Origin of the sequence: Streptomyces nogalater (assembly GCF_039532885.1) — a bacterium.
Lineage (GTDB): Bacteria > Actinomycetota > Actinomycetes > Streptomycetales > Streptomycetaceae > Streptomyces > Streptomyces nogalater.
In genome coordinates this window covers 40,640-55,340 of record NZ_BAAASM010000032.1, presented here as the reverse complement: position 1 = coordinate 55,340, position 14,701 = coordinate 40,640, and the positions used below count along the sequence as shown (strand labels likewise).

At 67.2% G+C, this 14,701-nt stretch carries 26 protein-coding genes; all 26 read right to left on the bottom strand.

Annotation, left to right across the window (positions count from 1 at the left end):
• Positions 1-55 precede the first annotated feature (55 nt).
• Positions 56-892, bottom strand: a complete 837-nt coding sequence (map, locus tag ABD350_RS21720; RefSeq protein ID WP_030778529.1) for a type I methionyl aminopeptidase — start codon at positions 890-892, stop codon at positions 56-58.
• A 100-nt stretch (positions 893-992) separates the two neighbouring features.
• Positions 993-1,655, bottom strand: a complete 663-nt coding sequence (locus ABD350_RS21715; protein ID WP_344349896.1) for an adenylate kinase — start codon at positions 1,653-1,655, stop codon at positions 993-995.
• Positions 1,655-2,968, bottom strand: a complete 1,314-nt coding sequence (secY, locus tag ABD350_RS21710; RefSeq protein ID WP_344349895.1) for a preprotein translocase subunit SecY — start codon at positions 2,966-2,968, stop codon at positions 1,655-1,657. Before secY ends, ABD350_RS21715 begins: the two co-directional genes overlap by 1 nt.
• Positions 2,969-3,157: 189 nt before the next feature.
• Positions 3,158-3,613, bottom strand: coding sequence for a 50S ribosomal protein L15 (rplO, locus tag ABD350_RS21705; protein ID WP_030601181.1), 456 nt, complete (start codon positions 3,611-3,613; stop codon positions 3,158-3,160).
• A 2-nt stretch (positions 3,614-3,615) separates the two neighbouring features.
• Entirely contained in the window at positions 3,616-3,798 is a 183-nt protein-coding gene (gene rpmD, locus ABD350_RS21700) for a 50S ribosomal protein L30 (RefSeq protein WP_003998814.1), read from the bottom strand.
• Between the two features lie 2 nt (positions 3,799-3,800).
• Positions 3,801-4,406, bottom strand: coding sequence for a 30S ribosomal protein S5 (rpsE, locus tag ABD350_RS21695; protein ID WP_019753099.1), 606 nt, complete (start codon positions 4,404-4,406; stop codon positions 3,801-3,803).
• Positions 4,407-4,442: 36 nt separating this feature from the next.
• On the bottom strand, positions 4,443-4,826 hold the full coding sequence (rplR, locus tag ABD350_RS21690; RefSeq protein WP_344349894.1) for a 50S ribosomal protein L18: 384 nt from the start codon (positions 4,824-4,826) through the stop codon (positions 4,443-4,445).
• 3 nt (positions 4,827-4,829) lie between these two features.
• Positions 4,830-5,369: a 50S ribosomal protein L6 gene (gene rplF / locus ABD350_RS21685; protein ID WP_344349893.1), complete on the bottom strand. Its 540-nt coding sequence runs from the start codon at positions 5,367-5,369 to the stop codon at positions 4,830-4,832.
• Between the two features lie 24 nt (positions 5,370-5,393).
• Positions 5,394-5,792 (bottom strand): 30S ribosomal protein S8, encoded by a 399-nt coding sequence (rpsH, locus tag ABD350_RS21680; RefSeq protein ID WP_014674378.1) that lies wholly within the window; start codon positions 5,790-5,792, stop codon positions 5,394-5,396.
• Positions 5,793-6,006: 214 nt separating this feature from the next.
• Positions 6,007-6,192, bottom strand: a complete 186-nt coding sequence (locus tag ABD350_RS21675) for a type Z 30S ribosomal protein S14 (protein WP_003948630.1) — start codon at positions 6,190-6,192, stop codon at positions 6,007-6,009.
• 5 nt (positions 6,193-6,197) lie between these two features.
• The gene (rplE, locus tag ABD350_RS21670) at positions 6,198-6,755 is read right to left on the bottom strand and encodes a 50S ribosomal protein L5 (protein ID WP_030345436.1); all 558 of its coding nucleotides are present in this window, start codon (positions 6,753-6,755) and stop codon (positions 6,198-6,200) included.
• Positions 6,755-7,078: a 50S ribosomal protein L24 gene (gene rplX / locus ABD350_RS21665; protein ID WP_030601194.1), complete on the bottom strand. Its 324-nt coding sequence runs from the start codon at positions 7,076-7,078 to the stop codon at positions 6,755-6,757. Before rplX ends, rplE begins: the two co-directional genes overlap by 1 nt.
• A gap of 2 nt (positions 7,079-7,080) precedes the next feature.
• Positions 7,081-7,449 (bottom strand): 50S ribosomal protein L14, encoded by a 369-nt coding sequence (gene rplN, locus ABD350_RS21660; RefSeq protein WP_003998823.1) that lies wholly within the window; start codon positions 7,447-7,449, stop codon positions 7,081-7,083.
• Positions 7,450-7,548: 99 nt separating this feature from the next.
• Positions 7,549-7,836, bottom strand: coding sequence for a 30S ribosomal protein S17 (gene rpsQ / locus ABD350_RS21655; RefSeq protein WP_020941675.1), 288 nt, complete (start codon positions 7,834-7,836; stop codon positions 7,549-7,551).
• On the bottom strand, positions 7,833-8,057 hold the full coding sequence (gene rpmC / locus ABD350_RS21650; RefSeq protein WP_007494763.1) for a 50S ribosomal protein L29: 225 nt from the start codon (positions 8,055-8,057) through the stop codon (positions 7,833-7,835). The genes rpsQ and rpmC overlap by 4 nt, the downstream gene beginning before the upstream one ends.
• Positions 8,057-8,476, bottom strand: a complete 420-nt coding sequence (gene rplP, locus ABD350_RS21645) for a 50S ribosomal protein L16 (protein ID WP_009190136.1) — start codon at positions 8,474-8,476, stop codon at positions 8,057-8,059. Before rplP ends, rpmC begins: the two co-directional genes overlap by 1 nt.
• A 5-nt stretch (positions 8,477-8,481) precedes the next feature.
• Positions 8,482-9,306, bottom strand: coding sequence for a 30S ribosomal protein S3 (rpsC, locus tag ABD350_RS21640; RefSeq protein ID WP_010036723.1), 825 nt, complete (start codon positions 9,304-9,306; stop codon positions 8,482-8,484).
• Positions 9,306-9,653 carry a 50S ribosomal protein L22 gene (gene rplV / locus ABD350_RS21635; RefSeq protein WP_030778516.1) on the bottom strand — a complete coding sequence of 116 codons (348 nt, stop codon included), beginning with the start codon at positions 9,651-9,653 and terminating at the stop codon, positions 9,306-9,308. Before rplV ends, rpsC begins: the two co-directional genes overlap by 1 nt.
• A 43-nt stretch (positions 9,654-9,696) precedes the next feature.
• Positions 9,697-9,978: a 30S ribosomal protein S19 gene (gene rpsS, locus ABD350_RS21630; RefSeq protein ID WP_059252070.1), complete on the bottom strand. Its 282-nt coding sequence runs from the start codon at positions 9,976-9,978 to the stop codon at positions 9,697-9,699.
• Positions 9,979-9,990: 12 nt separating this feature from the next.
• Positions 9,991-10,827 (bottom strand): 50S ribosomal protein L2, encoded by an 837-nt coding sequence (gene rplB, locus ABD350_RS21625; RefSeq protein ID WP_030601203.1) that lies wholly within the window; start codon positions 10,825-10,827, stop codon positions 9,991-9,993.
• Positions 10,828-10,867: 40 nt separating this feature from the next.
• Positions 10,868-11,287, bottom strand: a complete 420-nt coding sequence (rplW, locus tag ABD350_RS21620) for a 50S ribosomal protein L23 (RefSeq protein WP_030601206.1) — start codon at positions 11,285-11,287, stop codon at positions 10,868-10,870.
• The gene (gene rplD / locus ABD350_RS21615; protein WP_030601210.1) at positions 11,287-11,937 is read right to left on the bottom strand and encodes a 50S ribosomal protein L4; all 651 of its coding nucleotides are present in this window, start codon (positions 11,935-11,937) and stop codon (positions 11,287-11,289) included. The genes rplW and rplD overlap by 1 nt, the downstream gene beginning before the upstream one ends.
• 8 nt (positions 11,938-11,945) lie before the next feature.
• Complete coding sequence (gene rplC, locus ABD350_RS21610) at positions 11,946-12,590, bottom strand: 50S ribosomal protein L3 (RefSeq protein ID WP_344349891.1); 645 nt, start codon at positions 12,588-12,590, stop codon at positions 11,946-11,948.
• 16 nt (positions 12,591-12,606) lie between these two features.
• A complete protein-coding gene (gene rpsJ, locus ABD350_RS21605; RefSeq protein ID WP_003948644.1) occupies positions 12,607-12,915 on the bottom strand; it encodes a 30S ribosomal protein S10 in 309 nt (102 codons plus the stop codon).
• 760 nt (positions 12,916-13,675) lie between these two features.
• On the bottom strand, positions 13,676-14,185 hold the full coding sequence (locus ABD350_RS21600; RefSeq protein WP_344349890.1) for a hypothetical protein: 510 nt from the start codon (positions 14,183-14,185) through the stop codon (positions 13,676-13,678).
• A gap of 4 nt (positions 14,186-14,189) precedes the next feature.
• Entirely contained in the window at positions 14,190-14,678 is a 489-nt protein-coding gene (locus tag ABD350_RS21595) for a hypothetical protein (protein WP_344349889.1), read from the bottom strand.
• Positions 14,679-14,701: the final 23 nt, after the last annotated feature.

Sequence of the window (14,701 nt, the reverse complement as noted above, 5' to 3'; positions counted from 1 at the left end):
CCTCACAAGCTTCGAGCGGCTGCGCCGGCCTCCGACCGGCGGTCCCGGCCCGGCCTCAGGCCAAGGGGTCCGGCGCCGCCACCACACCATACTCGGCCAGCTTCGCCTTGCCGCCGTCCGGGGCGGTGAGCACCAGCGGGCCCTGCTCCGTGAGGGCGACGGAGTGCTCCCAGTGCGAGGACCAGGTCCCGTCGGTCGTGATGACCGTCCAGTCGTCGGAGAGGACCTCGGTCTTCGGGGTGCCGAGGGAGACCATCGGCTCGATGGCCAGGCAGAAGCCGGGGACCAGCTTGGGGCCCTTGCCGCGGCGCCGGTCGACGTAGTTCAGCAGGTGCGGGTCCATGTGCATCTCGGTGCCGATGCCGTGGCCGCCGTAGTCCTCGATGATCCCGTACCGGCCGCCGCCCGGCTTGGGCTGGCGGCGGATGTAGGTCTCGATCGCCCGGGAGATGTCGACCAGGCGGTTGCCCTGCTTCATGGCCGCGATGCCGGCCCACATCGACTCCTCGGTGACCCGGGACAGCTCGATCAGCTCCGGGGAGTGCCCCGAGCCGACGAAGGCCGTGTAGGCCGCGTCACCGTGCCAGCCGTCGACGATCGCGCCGCAGTCGATGGAGATGATGTCGCCGTCCTTCAGGACGACGTCGTCGGAGGGGATGCCGTGCACGACCACGTCGTTCACGGAGGTGCAGATGGTGGCCGGGAAGCCGCCGTAGCCGAGGAAGTTCGACTTCGCGCCGTGCTCGGCGAGCACCTTGCGGGCCACCTCGTCCAGGTCCCGGGTGGTCGCGCCGGGCACCGCGGCCTCACGCGTCGCCGCGTGGATGGCGGCTACGACCAGGCCCGCCGCCCGCATCTTCGCGATCTGCTCGGGGGTCTTGATCTGCACCATGGGGGGCCTGCGCTCTCCGTCACTCACGTCGACTGGGGTACCTGTACAACAGTACGGCCGCGGCGCCCGGGGAGGGCACCGCGGCCGGAAGGGCCGGAATCTACTTCTCGGCCTTCTCGCGCTTGAGGGCCTCCAGCGCCCGCTGCGTGATCTCGTCCACCGGACCCAGGGAGGAGATCGTCACGACCAGCTCCTGCGCCCTGTAGTAGTCGATGATCGGCTCGGTCTGCGTGTGGTAGACCTCCAGCCGCTTGCGGACGGTGTCCTCGGAGTCGTCGTCGCGCTGGTACAGCTCACCGCCGCAGACGTCGCAGACGCCCTCCTGCTTCGCCGGGCTGTAGGTGACGTGGAAGACGTGCGAGGAGTCGTTGCGGCAGATGCGCCGGCCGGCGATCCGCTTGACGACCTCCTCCTCGGGGACCTCCAGGTCGAGGACCGCGTCCAGCGTCATGTGCTCGTCCTGGAGCAGCTGGTCCAGCGCCTTCGCCTGCGAGACGTTGCGCGGGAAGCCGTCCAGCAGGAAGCCCTTCTCCGCGTCCGGCTGCTCCATGCGGTCCTTGGCCATCGCGATGGTCACCTCGTCGGGGACGAGGTTGCCGGCGTCCATGTAGGACTTGGCGAGCTTGCCCAGCTCCGTCTGCCGGCTGATGTTGGCGCGGAACAGGTCGCCCGTGGAGATGTGCGGGATGGCCAGCTTCTCTGCGAGCCGGACGGCCTGCGTTCCCTTACCGGCACCCGGCGGCCCGACGAGGACGATACGCATCAGCGGAGGAACCCTTCGTAATTGCGCTGCTGGAGCTGGCTCTCGATCTGCTTCACCGTCTCAAGGCCGACACCCACGATGATGAGGATGCTGGTCCCGCCGAAGGGGAAGTTCTGGCTTGCCCCGAAGCCCACCAACGCCATTGTCGGTACGAGAGCGATCAGACCCAGATACAGCGAACCCGGCCAGGTGATCCGGTTGAGCACGTAGCTGAGGTACTCAGCGGTCGGTCGGCCAGCCCGGATGCCCGGGATGAAGCCACCATACTTCTTCATGTTGTCGGCTACTTCTTCGGGGTTGAAGGAGATAGCGACGTAGAAGAACGCGAAGAAAACGATGAGCAAGAAGTACGAAGTGATGTAAATCGGGTGGTCGCCGTTGGTGAGGTTCTGCTCGATCCAGGTCTTCCAGCCCGAGTTGCCCCCCGCGAACTGCGCGATCAGCGCCGGGATGTAGAGCAGCGAGGAGGCGAAGATGACGGGAATCACACCCGCCTGGTTCACCTTGAGCGGGATGTAGGTGGACGTACCGCCGTAGGAGCGGCGGCCGATCATCCGCTTCGCGTACTGCACCGGGATGCGGCGCTGGGCCTGCTCGACGAAGACGACGAGCGCGACCATGACCAGGCCGACCGCGATGACGGTGCCGAACTCGATCCAGCCGCCGGCCAGCGAGCCCTGCTTCTTGATGGCCCACAGCGCGGACGGGAAGGTCGCGGCGATCGAGATGAACATCAGGATCGACATGCCGTTGCCGATGCCGCGGTCGGTGATCAGCTCACCGAGCCACATCACCAGGGCCGTACCGGCGGTCATGCAGATGACCATCGTGATGGTCGCGAAGATCGCCTGGTCCGAGACGATGCTCGTGGCGACCGAACAGCCGTTGAAGAGCGCGCCGCTGCGGGCGGTGGCCACCAGACCGGTGCCCTGGAGGATGGCGAGCGCCACGGTGAGGTAACGGGTGTACTGCGTGATCTTCGCCGTGCCGGCCTGCCCCTCCTTCTTCAGGGCTTCCAGGCGCGGGATCACCACGGTCAGCAGCTGAAGGATGATGCTGGCGGTGATGTACGGCATGATGCCGAGCGCGAAGACCGTGATCTGGAGCAGCGCACCGCCGCTGAACATGTTCACGAGGCCGAACAGGCCCTGGTTGGCGCCGGCCTCCTTCACACACTGCTGGACGGCCTGGTAGTTGACGTTGGGGATCGGGATGTGGGTACCGACCCGGTAGACCACGATGATGCCCAGCGTGAAGAGCAGCTTCTTGCGCAGGTCGGGCGTCCTGAACGCCCGGGCGAACGCGGTGAGCACGGTGCCTCCTGCGACCCCCGCGCAACTGCGTCAAGGGTGACGGTCTGAGGTTCGACGAATACGAAAAAGAACAGTGCAGGCCACCTTACCGGCGACCATGCCCCCCTAGGAACGACCAACCGGGGATACCTCATTGTGAGGTATCCCCGGTCGGGATCGTTTACGTCATCGACGCTCCGCCTGAGCGACTCAGACGAGCTCGGTGACCGTGCCGCCGGCGGCGGTGATCTTCTCCTTGGCGGAGCCGGAGACGGCGTCGACCGTCACCTGCAGCGCCACGGAGATCTCGCCCTGGCCGAGGACCTTGACGAGGCTGTTCTTGCGAACGGCGCCCTTGGCCACCAGCGACTCGACGGTGACCTCGCCACCCTCCGGGTAGAGCGCGGCCAGCTTGTCGAGGTTCACGACCTGGTACTCGGTCTTGAACGGGTTCTTGAAGCCCTTCAGCTTCGGGAGGCGCATGTGGAGCGGCATCTGGCCACCCTCGAAGCGCTCCGGAACCTGGTAGCGGGCCTTGGTGCCCTTGGTACCACGACCGGCCGTCTTACCCTTCGACGCCTCACCACGACCGACACGGGTCTTGGCGGTCTTGGCGCCGGGGGCCGGACGGAGGTTGTGGATCTTCAGCGGGTTGTTCTCCGCCATGATCAGTCGACCTCCTCGACCGTCACGAGGTGGCGGACGGTGTGCACCATGCCGCGGAACTCGGGGCGGTCCTCCTTGACGACCACGGTGTTGATCCCCTTGAGACCAAGCGACCGAAGGGTGTCACGGTGGTTCTGCTTGCTGCCGATGTAGGACTTGACCTGCGTGATCTTGAGCTGCGCCATGATTACGCACCCGCCCCGGCACGCGCACGCAGCAGAGCCGCGGGAGCGACGTCCTCCAGGGGCAGACCACGGCGGGCCGCGATCTCCTCGGGACGCTGCAGGCCCTTCAGGGCCTCCACGGTCGCGTGCACGATGTTGATGGCGTTGTCGGAGCCGAGCGACTTCGACAGCACGTCGTGGATACCGGCGCACTCCAGCACGGCGCGCACCGGACCACCGGCGATCACACCGGTACCGGGCGACGCGGGCTTGAGCAGCACGACGCCGGCGGCCTTCTCACCCTGGATGGGGTGCGGGATGGTGCCCTGGATCCGGGGGACCTTGAAGAAGTGCTTCTTGGCCTCCTCAACACCCTTGGCGATGGCGGCCGGCACCTCCTTGGCCTTGCCGTAACCGACACCCACGGTGCCGTCACCGTCGCCCACCACGACCAGCGCGGTGAAGCTGAAGCGACGACCACCCTTCACAACCTTGGCGACGCGGTTGATCGCGACGACGCGCTCAACGTACGCGGTCTTCTCGGCGGCAGCAGCGCCGCCGTCACGGCCCTTCCGGTCCCGCCGCTCGCCGCCACCGGCACCGCTTCCGCGGCGCTGGGGTCCAGCCATTGGATTACCTCTCTCTTTCCGCTAGCTACAAGCGGCTCAGAACTTGAGCCCGGCTTCGCGGGCGGCGTCCGCCAGGGCCGCGATGCGGCCGGCGTACTGGTTGCCACCACGGTCGAACACGACGGCCTCGACACCGGCGGCCTTGGCACGCTCGGCGACCAGGGCGCCGACCTGCTTGGCCTGCGCGGACTTGTCGCCCTCGGCACCGCGGATCGACGCGTCCAGCGTGGACGCCGACGCCAGGGTGTGGCCCTTCAGGTCGTCGATCACCTGCGCCACGATGTGGCGGTTGGAGCGGGTCACGACCAGACGGGGACGCTCCGCCGTACCGGACACCTTCTTGCGGATCCGGATGTGACGGCGCTTGATCGCGGCGCGCTTGTAGGCGTCGCCCTTGAGGATCTTCTGCCCGTATGCCATGGCTTACTTACCCGCCTTTCCGACCTTGCGGCGGATGACTTCGCCCTCGTACTTGACACCCTTGGCCTTGTACGGGTCGGGCTTGCGCAGCTTGCGGATGTTGGCCGCAACCTCGCCGACCTTCTGCTTGTCGATGCCCTCGACCGAGAAACGGGTCGGGGACTCCACCTTGAAGGTGATGCCCTCGGGGGCCTCGACCAGGATCGGGTGGCTGTAACCGAGAGCGAACTCCAGGTTGGAACCCTTGGCGGTCACTCGGTAACCGACACCGCTGATTTCGAGCTTCTTCACGTAACCCTGGGTCACGCCGGTGATCATGTTCGCCACCAGCGTGCGGGAGAGGCCGTGCAGGGCCTTGCTCTGACGCTCGTCGTTCGGGCGCAGCACCTGCAGGGTGCCGTCCTCGCCCTTAGCGATGTCGATCGGCGCGGCAACGGTGTGGGTCAGCGAGCCCTTGGGGCCCTTGACCGAGACCGTGCGGCCGTCGATGGTGACGTCCACGCCGGCGGGAACCGCGATGGGGAGCTTGCCGATGCGCGACATAGCTGTTTCCTCCGTTCCCTTCTGCTACCAGACGTAGGCGAGGACTTCCCCACCCACGCCCTTCTTGCCGGCCTGCTTGTCGGTGAGGAGCCCGTGCGACGTGGAGATGATCGCCACGCCCAGGCCGCCCAGCACCTTCGGCAGGTTGGTGGACTTCGCGTAGACCCGGAGACCGGGCTTCGAGATCCGCTTGATGCCCGCGATGGAGCGCTCACGGTTGGGGCCGAACTTCAGCTCCAGGACGAGGTTCTTGCCGACCTCGGCGTCCTCGACCTTCCAGCCCGTGATGAAGCCCTCCTGCTGGAGGATCTCCGCGATGTGAGACTTGATCTTGGAGTGCGGCATCGACACCGAGTCGTGGTACGCCGAGTTCGCGTTCCGCAGACGCGTCAGCATGTCTGCGATCGGATCAGTCATGGTCATGAATTGGCCTGTGGCCTTTCTCGCCGGGGTTTCCTATATGCGCCATCCCTCTCCCCGTACTTCTGCAGACGGGACGGGTGCGGTGCGGGGACCTACGGCGTAGTAAGTCGTTCAGGGCGGCAGAGCCCAACCCCACCAGCCTACGGCATGTGGAGTTCGGGCCCTGCCGTCCCGGTTGCTTACCGAGAGGTCCCAGAATCCCTAAATGAGGGGATTACCAGGAGCTCTTGGTCACGCCCGGCAGCTCGCCACGGTGAGCCATCTCACGGAGGCACACGCGGCACAGGCCGAACTTGCGGTACACGGAGTGCGGACGACCGCAGCGCTGGCAGCGGGTGTAGCCACGCACACCGAACTTGGGCTTGCGAGCAGCCTTCGCGATGAGAGCCTTCTTCGCCATCTCGCTCACGCCTCCTTGAACGGGAAGCCGAGGTGACGGAGAAGGGCACGGCCCTCTTCGTCGTTGGTCGCCGTGGTCACCACGGTGATGTCCATACCCCGGACGCGGTCGATCTTGTCCTGGTCGATCTCGTGGAACATGACCTGCTCCGTGAGACCGAAGGTGTAGTTGCCACGGCCGTCGAACTGCTTGGGGGACAGGCCGCGGAAGTCGCGGATGCGCGGCAGCGCGAGCGACAGGGTGCGGTCCAGGAACTCCCACATGCGGTCGCCACGGAGCGTGACGTGGGCACCGATCGGCTGGCCCTCACGCAGCTTGAACTGCGCGATGGACTTGCGGGCCTTGGTGACGGCCGGCTTCTGACCGGTGATGGTGGTCAGGTCGCGGATCGCGCCCTCGATCAGCTTCGAGTCACGGGCGGCGTCGCCGACACCCATGTTGACCACGATCTTGACGAGGCCGGGAACCTGCATGACGTTCTCGTACTTGAACTCGTCACGCAGCTTGCCCGCGATCTCCTCGCGGTACTTCTGCTTCAGACGCGGGGTGGTGGTGGTAGCCATCAGATGTCCTCACCCGTCCGCTTGGCAACGCGGATCTTGTTGCCCTCTTCGTCGAAGCGGTAGCCGACACGCGTGACGACCTTCTTGCCGTCCTTCTCCACGACCAGCTGGACGTTGGAGACGTGGATCGGCGCCTCGGTGGTCACGATGCCGCCGGCCTGGGAGCCGCTGGCGGTCGGACCGGCCTTGGTGTGCTTCTTGACCCGGTTGACACCCTCGACCAGGACGCGCTCCTCGCGCGGGTAAGCGGCAATGACCTTGCCCTGCTTGCCCTTGTCCTTACCGGTGATGACCTGGACCAGGTCGCCCTTCTTGATCTTCATGCTTACAGCACCTCCGGCGCGAGCGAGATGATCTTCATGAACTTCTTCTCGCGCAGCTCACGGCCGACCGGGCCGAAGATGCGGGTGCCGCGAGGGTCGCCGTCGTTCTTCAGAATGACGGCGGCGTTCTCGTCGAAGCGGATGTACGAGCCGTCCGGACGGCGGCGCTCCTTGACGGTGCGAACGATGACCGCCTTGACGACGTCACCCTTCTTCACGTTGCCACCGGGGATCGCGTCCTTGACGGTGGCGACGATGACGTCACCGATGCCCGCGTAGCGGCGACCGGAGCCACCGAGCACACGGATGCAAAGGATCTCCTTCGCACCAGTGTTGTCGGCGACACGCAGTCGCGACTCCTGCTGGATCACGTCTATCTCCTGATCGTCTGCCGGTTCCCGGCAGGGGCCTCATTCACGAGGACCCCTGCCGAGCCTGGCGGAACTGACCTGCGGGTTTGCCCGCAGGAATTACTTGGCCTTCTCGAGGATCTCGACGACGCGCCAGCGCTTCGTCGCGGACAGCGGCCGGGTCTCCATGAGGAGGACGCGGTCGCCGACGCCCGCAGCGTTCTGCTCGTCGTGGGCCTTGAGCTTGTTCGTACGGCGGATGACCTTGCCGTACAGCGCGTGCTTCACACGGTCCTCGACGGCGACGACGACGGTCTTGTCCATCTTGTCGCTGACGACCAGACCCTCACGGGTCTTGCGGAAGCCTCGGGCTTCGGTGTTCTGCTCAGTCACGTTGTTCTCGCTCATGCGTTCTCCACCGTTTCGATGCCCAGCTCGCGCTCGCGCATCAGGGTGTAGATCCGCGCGATGTCCTTACGGACGGCCTTCAGCCGGCCGTGGTTTTCGAGCTGACCCGTGGCCGCCTGGAAGCGGAGGTTGAACAGCTCTTCCTTGGCCTCGCGGAGCTTCGCCAGAAGCTCCTCGTTGCCCAGCTCGCGCAGCTCGGACGCCTTGGTACCGGCCGACATCACGCTTCACCTGCCTCGCGCTTGACGATCCGGCACTTCATCGGCAGCTTGTGGGCCGCACGGGTCAGCGCCTCACGGGCGATCTTTTCGTTGGGGTACGACAGCTCGAACATCACACGTCCGGGCTTGACGTTCGCGATCCACCACTCCGGAGAACCCTTACCGGAACCCATGCGGGTCTCGGCGGGCTTCTTGGTGAGGGGACGGTCCGGGTAGATGTTGATCCAGACCTTGCCGCCACGCTTGATGTGGCGGGTCATCGCGATACGGGCCGCCTCGATCTGGCGGTTCGTGACGTAGGCCGGGGTCAGCGCCTGGATGCCGTACTCGCCGAACGCAACCTGCGTCCCACCCTTGGACATACCGTTGCGCTTCGGGTGGTGCTGCTTGCGGTGCTTGACCCTACGGGGGATCAGCATTTCGGTCAGGCCTCCGTTCCGGTGCTCTCAGCCGGAGCGGCAGCCGCGGGGGCCTCGGCCTTGGGGGCCTCGGCACCGGCAGCCTGCTGCGGCTTGCGACCGCGCCGCTCGCCACCGCGGCCACCACGGGCCGGGCGGTCGGCGCCACCGCGGGCCGGGCGGTTACCCGCACGGGCGGCAGCGTTCTCGGCGCGGACCTCGGCGATGTTCTTGACGTCGCCCTTGTAGATCCAGACCTTCACACCGATGCGGCCGAAGGTCGTCTTGGCCTCGAAGAAGCCGTAGTCCACGTTCGCGCGGAGCGTGTGCAGGGGCACGCGGCCCTCGCGGTAGAACTCCGAGCGGGACATCTCGGCGCCGCCGAGACGGCCACCGCACTGGATCTTGATGCCCTTGGCGCCGGCCTTCATGGCGGACTGCATGCTCTTGCGCATGGCCCGACGGAAGGAGACGCGGGAGGACAGCTGCTCGGCGACGGCCTGGGCCACCAGCTGAGCGTCCGTCTCCGGGTTCTTGACCTCAAGGATGTTCAGCTGGACCTGCTTGCCGGTCAGCTTCTCCAGGTCACCGCGGATGCGGTCGGCCTCGGCGCCGCGGCGGCCGATGACGATGCCCGGGCGAGCGGTGTGGATGTCCACACGGACGCGGTCACGGGTGCGCTCGATCTCGACCTTGGAGATGCCGGCGCGCTCCATGCCGGACGTCATCATCCGACGGATGGCGACGTCTTCCTTGACGTAGTCCTTGTACAGCTTGTCGGCGTACCAACGCGACTTGAAGTCGGTCGTGACACCGAGCCGGAACCCGTGCGGGTTTACCTTCTGGCCCATTACCGGGTTCCTTCCTTGCTGCTGACGACCACGGTGATGTGGCTGGTCCGCTTGCGGATCCGGTAGGCACGGCCCTGGGCGCGCGGCCGGAACCGCTTCAGGGTCGGGCCCTCGTCGACGTAGGCCTCGGAAACGAAGAGGCTGTCGACATCGGTGTGGTCGTAGTTGTGCGCGGCGTTGGCGATGGCGCTGTCCAGCACCTTGCCCACCGGCACCGAGGCGGCCTGCGGAGCGAATCGCAGGACGGCCTGGGCCTCCGTGGCGTCCATGCCACGGATGAGGTCCACCACGCGGCGGGCCTTCATGGGCGTGACGCGGATGTACCGCGCCTGGGCCCTGGCTTCCATGGTTGTCCCTTCAGTTACTTACGTGTCTGAATGCGATCCGCTACTAGCGGCGCTTCGACTTCCGGTCTTCCTTGACGTGGCCCCGGAAGGTGCGCGTCGGCGAGAACTCGCCGAGCTTGTGGCCGACCATCGACTCGGTGACGAACACCGGGATGTGGGTCTTGCCGTTGTGCACCGCGATCGTGTGGCCGAGCATGGCCGGGACGATCATCGAGCGACGGGACCAGGTCTTGATGACGTTCTTGGTGCCGGCATCGTTCTGGGCGTCCACCTTCTTCATCAGGTGGTCGTCGACGAAGGGCCCCTTCTTCAAGCTACGAGGCATCTCAACCCGTCCTTAGCGCTTCTTGTTCGTCTTGCGGCGGCGGACGATGTACTTGTTCGACGCCTTCTTGGGCGAACGAGTACGGCCTTCCTTCTTGCCCCACGGGGACACAGGGTGGCGACCACCGGAGGTACGGCCCTCACCACCACCGTGCGGGTGGTCGACCGGGTTCATGACCACACCACGGACGGTCGGGCGAACGCCCAGCCACCGCTTACGGCCGGCCTTGCCCCAGTTGATGTTCGACTGCTCGGCGTTGCCGACCTCGCCGACGGTGGCGCGGCAGCGGACGTCGACCAGGCGGATCTCACCGGACGGCATGCGCAGGTGGGCGTAGGCGCCCTCCTTCGCGAGCAGCTGCACGGAGGCACCGGCGGAGCGGGCGAACTTGGCACCGCCACCGGGACGGAGCTCGATCGCGTGGATCGTGGTACCGACCGGGATGTTGCGGAGGGCCAGGTTGTTGCCCGGCTTGATGTCGGCCCCGGGACCGTTCTCCACGGTGTCGCCCTGCTGCAGGTTGCGCGGGGCGAGGATGTAGCGCTTCTCGCCGTCGGCGTAGTGCAGCAGCGCGATGCGCGCGGTGCGGTTGGGGTCGTACTCGATGTGCGCGACCTTCGCCGGCACGCCGTCCTTGTCGTGACGACGGAAGTCGATCACTCGGTAGGCGCGCTTGTGTCCGCCACCCTGGTGGCGAACGGTCACACGACCGGCGTTGTTACGGCCGCCCTTGCTGTGCAGCGGGCGAACCAGCGACTTCTCCGGCGTGGACCGCGTGACCTCGACGAAGTCGGCAACGCTGGCGCCACGACGGCCCGGCGTAGTCGGCTTGTACTTGCGGATTCCCATTTCTCAGTCCTCGTCCGATATCGGACGATCCGGACCGCCCTTAGGCGGTCGGACCGCCGAAGATGTCGATACGGTCGCCCTCGGCGAGGGTCACGATCGCGCGCTTGCTGCCGGCACGCTGACCGAAACCGGTCTTCGTGCGCTTGCGCTTGCCCTGGCGGTTGATCGTGTTGACCCCGGTGACCTTGACGTCGAAGACCGCCTGGACGGCCTGCTTGATCTGGGTCTTGTTGGCGTTCGGGTCGACGATGAACGTGTACTTGTTCTCGTCGAGGAGCGCGTAGCTCTTCTCGGAGACGACCGGCTTCAGCAGGACGTCACGGGGGTCCGTGTACGACTTGCTCAGCGGGGTCTCGACGGTGTTCTTGCCCTCGGTGGCGTGGCGACGCGCCTTGGCGACGCGCGCGGCCTTGGCGGCCTTGGCGGCCTTCGAGGCGATAGCGGGGTGACGGATGGCCATCAGACCTCGCTCCCTTCGGTGTCGTTGGCCTTCGGGCCGGCGACGAAGGACTCGAAAGCGGCCTGGGTGAAGACCACGTCGTCCGAGACGAGAACGTCGTACGTGTTCAGCTGGCCCGGCTCCAGGATGTGGACCTGGGGCAGGTTGCGGGCGGACAGCCACGCGGCCTCGTCGGAGCGCTCGGCGACCAGGAGCAGGTTCTTGCGCTCCGAGATCTTGCCGAACAGGCTCTTCGCGGCCTTCGTGGAGACCTGGCCCTCGACCACGCCGGAGACGACGTGGATGCGGTTGTGACGCGCCCGGTCGGTGAGGGCACCGCGCAGGGCGGCGGCCTTCATCTTCTTCGGGGTCCGCTGCGAGTAGTCACGCGGCACGGGACCGTGCACGACGCCACCACCGGCGAACTGCGGCGCGCGGGTCGAACCCTGGCGGGCGCGGCCGGTGCCCTTCTGGCGGTACGGCTTCTTGCCGCCACCACGGACTTCACCGCGGGTCTTGGTCTTGTGCGTGCCCTGGCGGGCAGCGGCCAGCTGCGCGACGACGACCTGGTGGATCAGCGGGACGCTGACCTTGGCGTCGAAGATCTCCGCGGGGAGCTCGACGGAACCGGCCTTGTCGCCCGCCGGCGAAAGGATGTCAACAGTGCTCATCGGTTACCTCAGGCCCCCTTGGCCGCGGTGCGGACCAGGACGAGGCCGCCGTTCGGACCGGGAACCGCGCCCTTGATGAGCAGCAGACCCTTCTCCGCGTCAACGGCGTGGACGGTCAGGTTCTGGGTGGTGACCCGCTCGTTGCCCATGCGACCCGCCATGCGGAGGCCCTTGAACACACGGCCCGGGGTGGCGCAGCCACCGATGGAACCGGGCGAGCGGTGCTTGCGCTGGGTGCCGTGACCGGCGCCGAGGCCACCGAAGTTGTGACGCTTCATGACACCGGCGAAGCCCTTGCCCTTGCTCTTGCCGGTGACGTCGACCTTCACGCCGGCCTCGAACACCGCAGCGGTGATCTCCTGGCCCAGCGTGTACTCGGAGGCGTCCGCGGTGCGGATCTCGACGAGGTGGCGACGGGGGGTGACGTCGGCCTTCGCGAAGTGGCCCTTGAGGGGCTTGTTCACCTTGCGCGGGTCGATCTCGCCGAAGGCGATCTGGACCGACTCGTAGCCGTCGATGTCGTTGGTACGAACCTGGGTCACGACGTTGGGGCCGGCCTTGACGACGGTGACCGGAACAACACGGTTGTTCTCGTCCCACACCTGCGTCATGCCGAGCTTCTCGCCCAGGATGCCCTTGATCTGCTTAGCCATTCTCAGCCCACCAGCCTCAGAGCTTGATCTCGATGTCGACACCGGCCGGCAGGTCGAGTCGCATCAGAGAGTCAACGGTCTTGGGGGTCGGGTCGAGGATGTCGATCAGGCGCTTGTGCGTGCGCATCTCGAAGTGCTCGCGCGAGTCCTTGTACTTGTGCGGCGACTTGATGACGCAGTACACGTTCTTCTCAGTGGGCAGCGGCACCGGGCCCGCGACCGACGCACCAGTGCGGGTCACCGTCTCGACGATCTTCTTCGCCGAGGAGTCGATGACCTCGTGGTCGTAGGCCTTGAGCCGGATGCGGATCTTCTGTCCCGCCATGGCTACTCAGTAGTCCTGTCTCTCTAACGCTCTGGAACCCGGTGTTGCTTCTGGGTGACCCTTTGTTCCTCCGACCCACGCGGTCGGGCGTGTCGCGCTCCCGCTGACATGAATGTCCCTTGTCCGAACATCCCTGCGGGATTGACACGGCCCTTCCGGAACCGCGGACCGGGGACCTCGGGGCCCACCGGGCGCCTGGCCGGTGTCGCGCCCACGCTTCCCGGAAGATTCCCGTACGTCCGCCCCAGTGCTGCCCGAGGGCAGTTAGGACGACGAGTACTGTGGGACTCGCTTCCGGTCCTCCCGGCGGGAGGCGCGCAGCATCAACACTCGACCGAGCAACTCGGACAGTCTGCCATATGGGGCGGCCCCTGTGCCAATCGGGCCGAAGAGATTACCCCGAAGGTGACGTAGGTCAAACCGGGACGCCGGTGCGGCGCACCGCGGCTTCCGGTACGAGATCGTACGGGCCGGCCCCGGCGCGGAGCCGGCCGCGACGGTCCGCCACCGCTCCGGGAACGCACCGCCGGCCCGGGTCTACGCCTCCCGTACGGCCGGCCGCCCGCTCTGGACCCACACCGCTCCGGACGACCGCCCGCTGTGTTCCGTCACCCCCGCGGGCCCGGACACCCACGACGTCCACGCGCCCGAGGGCACTCCCCTGGCCCGCGTCGCCCCCCGCCCCGGCCGCCTCCTCCCGTGGCCCCGCCGCCTCCGCTGGACCGCGCAGGTTTTCAGCCCGGACGACTTCGGGACCGGATCAGAGCCTGAACAGCACCCCGCGCCAGGTCCACCCCGCGCCGAGGACCGCCTCCTGCAGGGGCGTCTTCAGCTCGGCGGTGTCGAAGCGGAAGTCCTCCGTGGCCCTGATCCTGCCGTCGTCCCCCCGCTCGACCGTCCAGCGCCGGGACACGGTTTTGACCTGCCCGCGCGACCGTTCCGCCGACAGGACCAGCTTGGGCGTCCCGCCGACCCAGGTGACCTCCCACTCACGGTCGAGAGCACGCACTTCCCGGCTCTCCGGGACCAGGCGCATCCGGACCTCGAAGGCCCGGCTCACCTGGGTCCGGGCGAAGAAGGTGTGCCAGGCGGGGTCCCGGATGCGCCATTCGGCGACCAGGTCGGCCCCGTCGGCGAGGCCCTCCCGCACGACGTACGGCGCGTCCGGCCCGCCGACGGCGAGCAGGGCGGCGCGGACTTCGTCGGCGGACCGGGGCGGGACGCCGCGGTCGGGGTGCCTGGTGCCGGTGAACAGGTCTCGCAGGCCCATGTGATCACCTTCCCGTATCCGGGCGGATGGAGCGCACGAACTCCTGGAAGTCCGGGAGAACCGCGTCGTGCTGCGTCGTGGTGGCGGTCAGGTACGCCCGGATCACCGCCTGCCTGTGCGGATTCCCGGTGTCCAGGAGGCCCAGGTGCACCTGGGACTGGACGAGGTCACGGCGTACCCCGTCCACGACGGCCGAGAACGCCAGCCGCTGCGTCAGGGCGGGCGCGTCCTCGGTGCCGGTCTCGCGTCGGCTCACCACCGCCACCGGGCCGGCCACTGCCTGCAAGCGCTGGACCGACTCGTCGGCGGACTCGGTCAGCCTCCCGCCGGCCCGGAACTCGCCGTCGATGGTGATGTTGGCGGTGAACCCGGAGTCCGGCCCGGGGTGGAGCGCGACGAAGGCGGCGGTGGAAGCGCCGACCTCGTCCGGAGGCGCCGGCCGCCAGCCGTCCGGCAGCCTGAATTCGATCGGTACCGGCAGGGTCGAGGGCATGGGGGTCGTTCCTTCCACGGGGT

What these genes read in the sequence shown, in the direction of transcription:
- map (WP_030778529.1), bottom strand. Translation starts at nt 892, where the DNA reads ATGGTGCAGATCAAGACCCCCGAGCAGATCGCGAAGATGCGGGCGGCG.
- ABD350_RS21600 (WP_344349890.1), bottom strand. Translation starts at nt 14,185, where the DNA reads ATGGGCCTGCGAGACCTGTTCACCGGCACCAGGCACCCCGACCGCGGC.
- rplV (WP_030778516.1), bottom strand. Translation starts at nt 9,653, where the DNA reads ATGGAAGCCAGGGCCCAGGCGCGGTACATCCGCGTCACGCCCATGAAG.
- rpsJ (WP_003948644.1), bottom strand. Translation starts at nt 12,915, where the DNA reads ATGGCGGGACAGAAGATCCGCATCCGGCTCAAGGCCTACGACCACGAG.
- rpmC (WP_007494763.1), bottom strand. Translation starts at nt 8,057, where the DNA reads ATGTCGGCCGGTACCAAGGCGTCCGAGCTGCGCGAGCTGGGCAACGAG.
- rpsE (WP_019753099.1), bottom strand. Translation starts at nt 4,406, where the DNA reads ATGGCTGGACCCCAGCGCCGCGGAAGCGGTGCCGGTGGCGGCGAGCGG.
- ABD350_RS21675 (WP_003948630.1), bottom strand. Translation starts at nt 6,192, where the DNA reads ATGGCGAAGAAGGCTCTCATCGCGAAGGCTGCTCGCAAGCCCAAGTTC.
- rpsQ (WP_020941675.1), bottom strand. Translation starts at nt 7,836, where the DNA reads ATGAGCGAGAACAACGTGACTGAGCAGAACACCGAAGCCCGAGGCTTC.
- rpsC (WP_010036723.1), bottom strand. Translation starts at nt 9,306, where the DNA reads ATGGGCCAGAAGGTAAACCCGCACGGGTTCCGGCTCGGTGTCACGACC.
- rplD (WP_030601210.1), bottom strand. Translation starts at nt 11,937, where the DNA reads ATGAGCACTGTTGACATCCTTTCGCCGGCGGGCGACAAGGCCGGTTCC.
- rplP (WP_009190136.1), bottom strand. Translation starts at nt 8,476, where the DNA reads ATGCTGATCCCCCGTAGGGTCAAGCACCGCAAGCAGCACCACCCGAAG.
- rplF (WP_344349893.1), bottom strand. Translation starts at nt 5,369, where the DNA reads ATGTCGCGCATCGGCAAGCTCCCCATCGCGGTTCCCGCCGGCGTGGAC.
- rplC (WP_344349891.1), bottom strand. Translation starts at nt 12,590, where the DNA reads ATGGCTAAGCAGATCAAGGGCATCCTGGGCGAGAAGCTCGGCATGACG.
- rpsS (WP_059252070.1), bottom strand. Translation starts at nt 9,978, where the DNA reads ATGCCTCGTAGCTTGAAGAAGGGGCCCTTCGTCGACGACCACCTGATG.
- rplR (WP_344349894.1), bottom strand. Translation starts at nt 4,826, where the DNA reads ATGGCATACGGGCAGAAGATCCTCAAGGGCGACGCCTACAAGCGCGCC.
- rpsH (WP_014674378.1), bottom strand. Translation starts at nt 5,792, where the DNA reads ATGACCATGACTGATCCGATCGCAGACATGCTGACGCGTCTGCGGAAC.
- rplW (WP_030601206.1), bottom strand. Translation starts at nt 11,287, where the DNA reads ATGGCCATCCGTCACCCCGCTATCGCCTCGAAGGCCGCCAAGGCCGCC.
- rpmD (WP_003998814.1), bottom strand. Translation starts at nt 3,798, where the DNA reads ATGGCGCAGCTCAAGATCACGCAGGTCAAGTCCTACATCGGCAGCAAG.
- rplE (WP_030345436.1), bottom strand. Translation starts at nt 6,755, where the DNA reads ATGGCTACCACCACCACCCCGCGTCTGAAGCAGAAGTACCGCGAGGAG.
- rplO (WP_030601181.1), bottom strand. Translation starts at nt 3,613, where the DNA reads ATGGCGGAGAACAACCCGCTGAAGATCCACAACCTCCGTCCGGCCCCC.
- ABD350_RS21595 (WP_344349889.1), bottom strand. Translation starts at nt 14,678, where the DNA reads ATGCCCTCGACCCTGCCGGTACCGATCGAATTCAGGCTGCCGGACGGC.
- rplB (WP_030601203.1), bottom strand. Translation starts at nt 10,827, where the DNA reads ATGGGAATCCGCAAGTACAAGCCGACTACGCCGGGCCGTCGTGGCGCC.
- ABD350_RS21715 (WP_344349896.1), bottom strand. Translation starts at nt 1,655, where the DNA reads ATGCGTATCGTCCTCGTCGGGCCGCCGGGTGCCGGTAAGGGAACGCAG.
- rplX (WP_030601194.1), bottom strand. Translation starts at nt 7,078, where the DNA reads ATGAAGATCAAGAAGGGCGACCTGGTCCAGGTCATCACCGGTAAGGAC.